The following is a 10,196-nucleotide window of genomic DNA, read 5'->3' as shown; positions in this document are numbered from 1 at the left end:
CGCCGGCGCCGCTCCACCGAGGTAATCACCTCCACCCGCGACAGGGTCATATGACTACTCCTAGGATTACCCCTAGGACTCACGTCATCGCCCAAACTCCGCAAGGCGGCCCTCGCCGGATGGGTACGCCCAGCGCCGTGGGGCGGCCGGTCGAGCTCCGCGCCTATGCCGACCGGATCGAGCTTCGCCAGGAGGGCAGGATCGTTGGCGAGCAGTCCGGGGGCGGACAGCTCCTGTTCCACCTCGTCAGCCGGCTCTACGAGCAGACCTCGGTCATCGTCACCACCAACGTCGCCTTCGGCGAATGGCCCTCAGTCTTCGGCGACGCCAAGATGACCACGGCGCTCCTCGACCGGCTCACCCATCACTGCGACATCGTCGAGACCGGAAACGAGAGCTGGCGCTTCAAAAACAGGATCTGACGTCAGCCCGCCAAGGCCGTTGTGGAACGCCACTCCGCCTACGGCTCCGTGCCGTTCCACAACGGCAGCGTCGATCAAAAGCCAAAGGGGGTTCCTTCTTGGATGCCGATCCGGGGTCCCCTTCCAACACCGTTTGACACCCGGTGTCAGGGGGGCGTCAATTATCTCGTTGGAAGCGCGCCGCACGTCGGTCATCACCTCTGTAACCGGACCGGCTGGCGACGAGGCTGCCGATGCGCTCTTGTCGTCGTTACCGCTTATTGGCGAACCCCGAGTTCCTTCAGAACGGCCGTCACCCCAGCGCGCCAATCGGGGCGGGACAGGCCAAAGGTGGCGAGGGTTGAACCGTCCATCCGTGAATTGGCGGGCCGTTTCGCCGGGGTAGGGAAGGCCGAGGTTGGGATATCCTCCACCGTGACCGCCAAGCCAGCCTGCGCGAAGATTTCGCGCGCGAAACCCGCCCAGCTGATGTCGGGCCAGCCGGACAGGTGGTAGATACCGGATTTCTTTGGGTCGGCGGTCAGGCCTTCCGCCAGTGCCAGGCAGGTGCGGGCGATGTCGGCGGCCGGGGTTGGCCCGCCGATCTGGTCGGCGACTACGGTCAGGCGGTCGCGGGTTGCTGCTAGCCGCAGCATGGTCTTGACGAAATTCGCCCCATGCGCCGAAAAGACCCACGACGTGCGCAGGATGGCATGGGGGCCGCCCGCTTGTGCCACCTGTTCCTCGCCGGCGAGCTTGGTGCGGCCATAGGCGTTCTGCGGCGCGACCGGATCCGAGGGCGTCCAGGGCGCCACGCCGCTGCCATCGAAGACGTAATCGGTTGAGATATGGACGAAGGGCACGCCCAGTTCGGTGCACGCGCGCGCCATGGCGCCGGGAGCATCGGCGTTGACGACGCCGGCCATTGCCTCCTCGGTCTCGGCCTTGTCCACGGCCGTCCAGGCGGCCGCGTTGATCACCGCGAGGGGAAGCCGGTCGCGGATCGCGGCTGCGCAGGATTCGGGGGCCGACAGGTCGGCCGCCTTGCGCCCAAGGAAGGTCGCGTCGGGTGCGAGGCGGGCAAGTTCGGTCGCCACCTGTCCGGTGCGGCCGAAGACCAGGAGGTTCGAGGGTGGGAGCATGATGTCAGGACTGGGTTACTGATCGCGAGGTCCGCGGCGTGCGCTCCTGCCGGTGCCCCATGGCTGCGCCTTCGACGAAATGCCAGGACAGGACGGCGCACACGAGCGTGACCGGAAAGGCGAGCGGATATTCGTCAGCGGCGAGGTGACACCGGCGGCAGCCATGCACTGCTGGAACTGGAAAAGCCCAGACATAGATGCCGTAGGAATAGTCGCCCAGACGATTGTAAGCTGAGATCGCCGACAGACGCGTATAGCCGATCAGAAAGACGGCATAGGCCGTCACCAGCATCAGCGCCGGCTTGAACAGCGGCGTCGCCGACAAAAGCCAGAAGGCCAGGACCAAGGCCGCCAGAATGACGGGAGACGCCCGGATACGGCGACGCCAGACCCAGAAGGATGCGCCGATCAGGAAGGGCCTATTGTCCCGCGTAGATGCACGGTCTGCGATCAGCAGGCCCTGTGAACGCATCGATTTCATACTTTCGTCCCCAGCCGCTGGCCGACACCGTGCCTTGCCTGAAGGGGGCGCCACCAGGCCTCGTTGTCGAGATACCACTGGACCGTGCGGCGCAGGCCTTCCTCCACCGTCACGCTCGGCCGCCAGCCCAGCTCGGTGCGGATGCGGGAGGGGTCGATGGCATAGCGCGCGTCGTGGCCCGGACGGTCCGTCACGAAGGTGATCTGGTCGGCGTAGGGCTTCGCAGCCGGCTTCAGCTGGTCGAGGATGGAGCACAGCGTCTTCACCAGCTCGAGGTTGGTCCGCTCATTCTCTCCGCCGACGTTGTAGCTGCGCCCGACCTCGCCCTTCTCCACCACCAGAAGCAGGGCGTCGGCATGGTCCTCCACGAACAGCCAGTCGCGGATGTTGTCGCCCTTGCCGTAGATCGGCAGCGGCTTGCCAGCGAGCGCGTTCAGGATCATCACCGGGATCAGCTTTTCGGGGAAGTGATAGGGCCCGTAGTTATTCGAGCAATTGGTCAGCACCACGGGCAGGCCATAGGTTTCGTGCCAGGCGCGGACCAGATGGTCGGATGAGGCCTTCGAGGCCGAATAGGGGCTGCGCGGGTCGTAGGGAGTTTCTTCGGTGAATTTCACCGCAGGGTCGTTGGGCAGCGATCCGAAGACCTCGTCGGTGGAGATATGGTGGAAGCGGAAGTGCCGGGGCTTGCCCTTCGCGGTCCAATGGGCCCGTGCCGCCTCCAGCATGTTGAAGGTGCCGGTGACATTTGTCTCGATGAAATCGGCCGGTCCGTCGATGGACCGGTCCACATGGCTTTCCGCGGCGAGGTGCATCACCCAGTCGGGATTGTGGGCGGCGAAGATGCGGTCGAGGCTGGCCCGGTCGCGGATGTCGGCGTGCTCGAAGCTGTAGAGGTTCGACCGCGCGGCCTCCGCCACATTGTCGAGGCAGGCAGCATAGGTCAGCGCATCGAGGTTCACCACCTCATGTCCGCGCACAACCGCGAGGCGCACCAACGCCGAGCCGATAAACCCGGCGCCGCCGGTGACGAGGATCTTCATTTGCCGTCCTCCCAGGTGAAGGGCGTGTCGAAATCGGCGAGCAGCGGCGCCCTGGTATCCTTGTCCGAGATACCTGCCGCTTCGGAAAGGCCCCAGTGGACACCGATGTCGGGGTCGTTCCAGCGGATGCCGCCGTCACATTCGGGGGCGTAGTAATCCGAGCATTTGTAGACGATCTCGGTATCCGGCTCGCGCGTCACGAAGCCGTGGCCGAAGCCGCTGGGAACGAGGAGTTGCCGCCCGTTTTCCGCGGAAAGCTCGACGCCGGCCCATCGCCCGTAGGTCGGACTGCCACGTCGCAGGTCGACCGCCACGTCGAAGAGCCGCCCCCGGCCGCACCGCACGAGCTTCGCCTGCTCGTGGGGGGGCGATTGGAAATGCAGGCCGCGGACGGTGCCAGTCTGGCGCGACAGCGAATGGTTGTCCTGGACGAAATCGATGTCGATGCCGGCGTCCTTGAGAATCCGGCGCGACCAAGTCTCGGCAAAGAACCCCCGGTTGTCGCCGAAACGCCGGGGTTCGATTAGGAAAAGACCCTGCAGGACATAAGGTTCGATCTTCATCTCATTCCCCGTTGGCCCACCTTACCCTAGTTCATCGGCCGTTCAATTCTTGAATATCTCAGCCTTTTGAAAAAGCAGAAAACTTGCCGGCTATTGTGTTGCTCGATCCTCTACATCTGGCTGGGGATCCGTACGGGTGCCGATATTTCATCCTGTTCGCCCATGGACCAGGCAATTTTTTCTTGCTGAATCCGACGCGTCCAGCGGGTGTTGATCATTTTCTTATTATACCTGTAATCGTATCTATATTTTAATGCGCCTTTAAGTTGCATTTTTCGATATGTACTTGGCGCCGATGCGGGTCCTTGGAAATGGAAAAGCGGGAGAGTACCTTGGTAGCCTGCGTGAGGTGCTGAAATATGCCCGGTGTTGGCAATCGTTGCGGTCTGGATGAGTTGATCGGATCTGCGTCGGGCAGATCTGGCCTGCATGCGGTAACCATTGGCGTTATGACTGTCGCGAACCGACGGGGGCTCGGCCCACAAGTCCCTGCGTGCTGTCCACGGGCGTTTCCTCATGGTGTCGTCCGCATCGGGCTTTCCGCCTTGGTATGCGCCGGGATGCGGTTGAAAATCCGGTCGTAGGCCGCCAGCAGATGCGGCACCGAATGGCCCCAGGAAAGCAGCTCCAGTACCCGCGCGCGACCGATCTTGCCCATCCGTCTCCGCGTCTCGGGATCGTCGATCAGCTGGGCAAGCTTGGCCGCGAAATCCCGCGGATCATTCGCATCGGCGTAGAGCGAGGCCTCGCCCGCCGAAGCGCGCCCTTCTTTAAGGTCAAACTGCACCGAGGGCTTTTCCAAGGTCATGTATTCCATGACTTTGTTCATGGTAGAGATGTCATTCATGGCGTTTTTCGGGTCGGGGGCGACGCCGATGTCGCAGGTGTTTAGGACCGCGAGCAGGTCTTCGCCGTAAAGTGGGCCGGTAAAGGTGAAGTAATCGGACAGGCCGTGGGCCTCCACATCCGCTTTCACATCATCCAGGGCCGGGCCGAAGCCAATGATGGCGAAATGCACATCCGTGTAGCCGAGGTCGCGGATCAGATGATCGGCGGCGTCGATCAGCAGATCCATTCCTTCCTGCTGGCCGATCACGCCCACATAGCCCATCAGGATGGACTTGCCCTTCTTGAAGGCCGGCTCTGGCGGGCGGATCTGGAACTTCTCGATGCGGGGGGCGGAGCGGACGACGAAGACATCCTCGGGCTTCATTTTGCCACGGGTCACGGCGATCTGCTGGAAGCTTTCGTTGGTCGCCATGGAGACGGACGCGGTGGCGAAGGTCAACTTCTCCCACCAAATCATGATTCGGTAGAGCAGGCCCTTCTTGCCGAACTTGGCCTCGAACAGTTCGGGGCAGACGTCGTGATGGTCGAAAAGATAGTGCACGCCCAACAGCCGGTAGCGCAGTGCCAGCAGGAAGATCAGATCGGGCGGGTTGCAGCCGTGGATCACATCAAAACCGCGCTCGCGCCGCACCTGTCGCGCCAAGCGGAACATGTGCCACAGCGCGGTGCCGTATTCACGGCCGTAGGCCACAGCGCCCGAATGCGCCTCGGGCGGTTCGGGGTAGCGGTATATGTGGACGTCGTCGATCACCTCGTAGAACTTGTCCCAGCCGCGGCCGGTCGGGCAGATGACCGAGACCGAATAGCCTTGCGCCACCAGTGTCGTCGCTTCGAGCCAGACCCTGCGGTCGAGGGGCACAGGCAGGTTCTCAACCACGATTAGCACCCGTCTGCGCGGACTGCTGTTCCTCTGTCCACCTATCTTGTCTGCTGTGGTGGCGGATATCATGGTCTGAGCGATATCGGTCATGGCGTGCCGTGTCCTGAGGGTGGGAGCCATACGGGCGATGCCGATCCGGCTCACTAGGCTACTGGTCAGGTTCCATCCATGCGACAGCAGTGCTTACCTGCCCGTGGACCGGGAGAAGCACACCCGATGTTGCACCTTTGTGTTGCGAATGTGTGTCATCAGCCTGCGGCCGGGTGAGGAGCAGCAGGTTGAAGTGCGATGCTGCAACATGCGGGTTTGTGCCCCGGCTGTCCATAGCGTTGCGCTGCAGCATGAGGGGTTTTGCCGTCTTTTTGGAAGGTTGTCGCCACATAGGCCGCCCTCGCGCCAGAGCGGGCATGCAATGAGGCTGCTCGGCTTTTTTATCCGATGCCATCGGCAGCGCGGGATCATTGGCACGTGTGCAAAACCTGCCCTATAGTGCGCCGCACACCTTCCAAAGGAATGAGGGCGCAAATGCCGGTCAGCCAGGATGATTCGACGTTGCCCAAGCAGTCTGGACCCGGATCGGAACGCCCTGGGTCCTCCTCCGCGCCGATCCCGCCCGAAGCGACCTGCTCCGACTTCGCCGCCCCCGAACTTACCGTCATCGTCGTCAGCTACAATACTGCAGCCCTGACTTTGGCGGCCCTGCGGACACTTTACGCACAGACCACCCGCACCCGGTTCCATTGCGTGGTCTGGGATAACAATTCAACCGACGGGTCGGTCGAGGCCGTGGCACGCGAATTCCCGCAGGCGGAATTGGTCGCCTCCAAGGACAATCTGGGCTTTGCCCGCGCCAACAACGTGGTGGCGGAACGAGCTACGACGCCTTGGCTCCTGTTGCTGAACCCCGACACCGAGGTGCACGACAGCGCAGTGGACCGGCTGATGGATTTCGCCCGCGCTCATCCGCAGGCGGGCATCTGGGGCGGGCGCACGGTTTTTCCGGACGGCTCGCCCAACATCGCCTCCTGCTGGGGCAAGATCACGCCCTGGAGCGTCGCCTGCCTCGCACTCGGCCTCAGCGCCGCTTTTTCGAAATCGGAATTTTTCAATCCCGAAGCCTACGGCGGATGGCAGCGCGACACGGTGCGCGAAGTGGATATCGTGGTGGGCTGTTTCCTGCTGATCCGGCGCGAGCTGTGGAACAAGCTCGGCGGCTTCAACCTGAAATACTACATGTACGGCGAGGAGGCCGACCTCTGCCTTCGCGCGAAGGCAGAAGGCTGGCGCCCCATGATCGATCCTGACGCCGAGATCATGCATATCGTCGGCGCCTCGGCGGGGCGGGCGAGCAACAAGGCGGTCCAGGTCCTCAAGGCAAGGACCACCCTGATTCGGGATCACTGGAGCCCGGCCATGGTTCCATTTGGCCTGGCGACCATTTGGTTTGGATACGGACTGCGCTGGCTGGTGACGCGGCCTTTCGCGTTGGCACCGACCCCTGGGCTGCAGGCGAAAGCCAAACGCTGGTCCGACATCTGGAGCGCGCGAAGGAACTGGCTGGCGGGCTACCCTTGAGGCAGCCCGCCGTGCGTCAGGCGTAATCCTGGAAGATGCGCTTGGCCACGATCTTCAGGTTCCTCCCGTCCACATCATCCAATTGGCCGGGTTTGAGCCGGCCCAGGAAGGTGGAGGTGATCGAGAAGGTGGACTGCCGCGAATAGATCAGTTGGTCGGCGCGCGACAGAAGCCACATGTCGATCAAGGCATTCTCCGCCTCCTGTACCTTTGCCACCTCGGATGTGGGCCAGTGCAGGCGCGAGCCGTCCGGCGTCAGGTACTTCTGCGTGTGGGTGAGGTTCGGGAACTCGGCCAGCATTTCGGCCTGCACCTGCGCGTTATCGGTGGCAAGGAAGATTGAGGCACCGGGCTTTTCCGCGAGCCGCTTGCGCAAGGTCTGCTTGATCTTGTCTAATGGGATCTTCAGGTCGGTATAGCGGATATGCACCCCGATCAGCGGGCGGCCCAAGCACGCGACCACCGCCTCGACCTCGTTTCTGACGCGGGCGTTGGGGGTGAAATAGCGGTTGAGATATTCGCTGACGACGTCCTCAATCTTGCGCCCCCGGAAGCGCGGGTCGCGGCGCAGGTGACCCGCAAGCCGGCCGAACTTTGGCAGGTAGCTCCAGAAGACCGCCACATCCTCCCTCGCGTCGAGGCGCGAGAGGTCGGTGCAGGACTTGCGGTAGAGGAAGGGGTCGGCCTGGTTCTTCACCCCGGACTTCTCCAGCATTTCCTGGGGGGTGAGCTTCAGTTGGCTCATCCACACCGCGGGAGAGACGGGGCCGGTCCAGGCATCGAATTCCTCGATCTTGCGAGTGATCGGCGTGTCGAAGAGGATCGGATAGGCATTCTCGCCGATGGGCGCATAGCTGCCGTCGCGCCAGTCGATCACCGGAGTGCGCCCGGTCAGATCGGCAAAGACAAGACCGGTAACCGCGGACAACATCCGGTTGCCCAGGCCGCCCTTACCCTTGATGAGAAGCATCTTGTCCGACATGTGCTTTCCGGATTTCTAGTTGCGAGAAGCGCCAGTCTGGCTGTGGCGAGACCGAGTGGATCAGAAGGCCTCCGGCCCTGGGAAGGGAACCGGAGGCTGTGCACCAACGTGCTGGGAGGCTCGTCGGAAGAAGGCTTGAGCATCAAGATCGGTGCTGCTGCCACGTTCGTTCGGTCGTTGTGGGAAATCTCCGAAATTCTCAAGGCGGGGAGCCCAGGTGCACCAAGCCTTGGTCCGCATGGCCGCATCGGCAAACAACCCGAATCGCTTCAGGCAAAAATCGAAAATGGGCATTTTGCAGTTTAAGGATACGTCCCGACGCTTTTTGCTGCAAGTGCGAACGTGTGGCGGCTGTTAATATTAACTGGAACCGTCTTCGTTTTCATGACAATTCCGCGGGGAGCTCGGCCGTTTCGTGTGCGTTGCGGCATCCGAACCGGATTCGATCCGACCCCCCATCTGGGCTGGACCTGGTGTGCTTGGGCGGCCTCACGATGGCGATTGCGCCGCTTCCACACGCCGCAAGGCCTCTTCGAAAGCGCGGCCGTCCGTAGCTAGACGCCGGTATTATACGCCTGCGCCCTAGCACTACTTTGGCATATTTTTGATGTTTGGAGCCGCCTTGGGATTCCCTCGGGCCGGAGTGCGTGAATCATGGGCGGTCGGCTTATGGAGTGCCGACCATGGACGCGAACTGGAAAGCCGATCTGGATAAGTGGCTGGCGCCCTTCGTCAGCGCTCTGGGCCATAAGGTCCGGGCGCGGCTGTGTCCCTTGTATGCGGCGGGGCTGATCGGTCCGGGAGATCGCAAAAGCATCCAGCCCATGGCGGCGCGTGAAGGCGACGTCGGCTACGACCAGTTGCATCACTTCGCGGCAGTCGGGACCTGGGATCAGGCGCCGCTGGAGGATGCCCTGCTGAAGGAGACCGATCGCATGGTGGGCGGCCAGGCCGCGTTCCTGATCATTGATGACACGGCGCTGCCCAAGAAGGGCAAGCATTCCGTGGGAGTCGCCCCGCAATACGCGACCACGCTCGGCAAGAATGCCAACTGCCAGACGCTCGTCTCCATCACGCTGGCGCAAGACGAGGTTCCGGTCATGGTGGGCCTGCGCCTGTTTCTGCCGGAGAGCTGGACCAGCGACCCCGACCGCATGATCCGGGCGCGTGTGCCGGATGCGCACCAGTCCTATAAGATCAAGCCCGAGATCGCTCTGGAGGAGATCGACCGCATCCGGACGGCGGGCGTGCACTTCGGCTGTGTGCTGGCCGATGCCGGCTATGGCCTGAGCGCCCCATTCCGCCAGGGCCTGAGCGCACGCGGCCTCACCTGGGCGGTGGGCGTGGGCGCGCGCCAGAAGGTCTATCCCGCCGGCGTGGCCCTGACCTTCCCGGTGGCGGCGCGAGGCCGGCCGCGCAAGAACCCCGTGCCCGACGTGACCTCGCTCTCGGCGGAGAAGACGCTGGCGAGCGCCCCCTGGCACACGCTGAGCTGGAGGCGGGGGACCAAGGGCCCGCTCAAGGCCCGCTTTGCCGCGGTGCGGATCCGGGTGGCCGATGGGCCGCCCCAGAGGATCGGCGCCATGGGGCAGCAGCATCTGCCGGGGGAAGACGCCTGGCTCATTGGCGAGCACCGGTCCACTGGCGAGCGGAAATATTATCTCTCCAACCTTCCCGCCGATACGCCTCTCAAGCGCCTGGCTGGCGCGGTGAAGGCGAGGTGGGCCTGCGAGGAGGCGCATCAGCAACTGAAGGAGGAACACGGGCTCGACCACTTCGAGGGCCGGTCCTGGAGCGGCCTGCACAGGCACGCCATGATGACGATGATCGCCTACGCTTTCCTGCAGAACCGCCGCCTTGGTCAGGCGAGCGGGGGGAAAAAGGATCTCCGGCCCCCCGCCGCAGCCGAGCCTGCCGGCGATCCGCCAGGCCATCCTGGATCAGATCTTCACGCCGGAGATACTCAGATGTCCACACTGCAGGGCGCGCCTCAGACATAAAATGCCAAACTAGTGCTAGGCGGTGTGGACGGTTTCGCGCCGGTTGAGCGGGAGGGGATTCCCTTTTTGTCCTTTCGGTGATTCATAGGGGGTCGGCTTTTGGTGAGGTCGACAATGCTGATGCGGATGACGGATGAGGATTGGGCGGTGGCGGCTGGAGGTGTTCCGCGCCTGCCGGTCGCGACGGGGCGACAACGGGCGCGATGACCGCAAGTTCCTCGAAGCCATGCACTATTTCACCGTGCACAACATCTCCTGGCGGGCGCTGCCGGCCGAGTTC

Annotated in this window: 9 protein-coding genes and 1 pseudogene; 4 read left to right on the top strand and 6 right to left on the bottom strand. The window is 63.2% G+C overall.

Annotated elements, in window-relative coordinates:
• Positions 1 to 221: 221 nt before the first annotated feature.
• A pseudogene (locus tag K9U41_RS19395) lies at positions 222 to 422 on the top strand (ATP-binding protein); the annotation flags it as partial.
• Between the two features lie 257 nt (positions 423 to 679).
• Here K9U41_RS19395 and rfbD read toward each other — a convergent pair.
• The 5 genes from rfbD to K9U41_RS19370 form a co-directional block, all read right to left on the bottom strand.
• Positions 680 to 1,543, bottom strand: coding sequence for a dTDP-4-dehydrorhamnose reductase (gene rfbD, locus K9U41_RS19390; RefSeq protein WP_282642505.1), 864 nt, complete (start codon positions 1,541 to 1,543; stop codon positions 680 to 682).
• A 4-nt stretch (positions 1,544 to 1,547) separates the two neighbouring features.
• Entirely contained in the window at positions 1,548 to 2,024 is a 477-nt protein-coding gene (locus tag K9U41_RS19385) for a hypothetical protein (RefSeq protein ID WP_282642504.1), read from the bottom strand.
• Positions 2,021 to 3,067, bottom strand: coding sequence for a dTDP-glucose 4,6-dehydratase (gene rfbB, locus K9U41_RS19380; RefSeq protein WP_282642503.1), 1,047 nt, complete (start codon positions 3,065 to 3,067; stop codon positions 2,021 to 2,023). Before rfbB ends, K9U41_RS19385 begins: the two co-directional genes overlap by 4 nt.
• Entirely contained in the window at positions 3,064 to 3,630 is a 567-nt protein-coding gene (gene rfbC / locus K9U41_RS19375; RefSeq protein WP_282642502.1) for a dTDP-4-dehydrorhamnose 3,5-epimerase, read from the bottom strand. Before rfbC ends, rfbB begins: the two co-directional genes overlap by 4 nt.
• A gap of 514 nt (positions 3,631 to 4,144) precedes the next feature.
• On the bottom strand, positions 4,145 to 5,449 hold the full coding sequence (locus K9U41_RS19370; RefSeq protein WP_282642501.1) for a glycosyltransferase family 4 protein: 1,305 nt from the start codon (positions 5,447 to 5,449) through the stop codon (positions 4,145 to 4,147).
• 435 nt (positions 5,450 to 5,884) lie between these two features.
• On the opposite strand from K9U41_RS19370, the gene K9U41_RS19365 reads away from it, so the two are divergent.
• Positions 5,885 to 6,934: a glycosyltransferase family 2 protein gene (locus tag K9U41_RS19365; RefSeq protein ID WP_282642500.1), complete on the top strand. Its 1,050-nt coding sequence runs from the start codon at positions 5,885 to 5,887 to the stop codon at positions 6,932 to 6,934.
• A 16-nt stretch (positions 6,935 to 6,950) separates the two neighbouring features.
• On the opposite strand, the gene K9U41_RS19360 is transcribed toward K9U41_RS19365, so the two are convergent.
• A complete protein-coding gene (locus tag K9U41_RS19360) occupies positions 6,951 to 7,916 on the bottom strand; it encodes a NodZ family protein (RefSeq protein WP_282642499.1) in 966 nt (321 codons plus the stop codon).
• 135 nt (positions 7,917 to 8,051) lie between these two features.
• Between K9U41_RS19360 and K9U41_RS19355 the strand changes: the two genes are divergently transcribed.
• Together K9U41_RS19355 and K9U41_RS19350 are read left to right on the top strand one after the other, a co-directional pair.
• Positions 8,052 to 8,222: a hypothetical protein gene (locus K9U41_RS19355; protein ID WP_282642498.1), complete on the top strand. Its 171-nt coding sequence runs from the start codon at positions 8,052 to 8,054 to the stop codon at positions 8,220 to 8,222.
• Between the two features lie 377 nt (positions 8,223 to 8,599).
• Positions 8,600 to 9,916: an IS701 family transposase gene (locus tag K9U41_RS19350; RefSeq protein ID WP_282642497.1), complete on the top strand. Its 1,317-nt coding sequence runs from the start codon at positions 8,600 to 8,602 to the stop codon at positions 9,914 to 9,916.
• Positions 9,917 to 10,196 lie beyond the last annotated feature (280 nt).

This window comes from Xanthobacter autotrophicus, from assembly GCF_029991245.1.
Classification (GTDB): Bacteria; Pseudomonadota; Alphaproteobacteria; order Rhizobiales; family Xanthobacteraceae; genus Xanthobacter; species Xanthobacter autotrophicus_C.
This window is presented reverse-complemented; position numbering and strand designations above follow the sequence as displayed.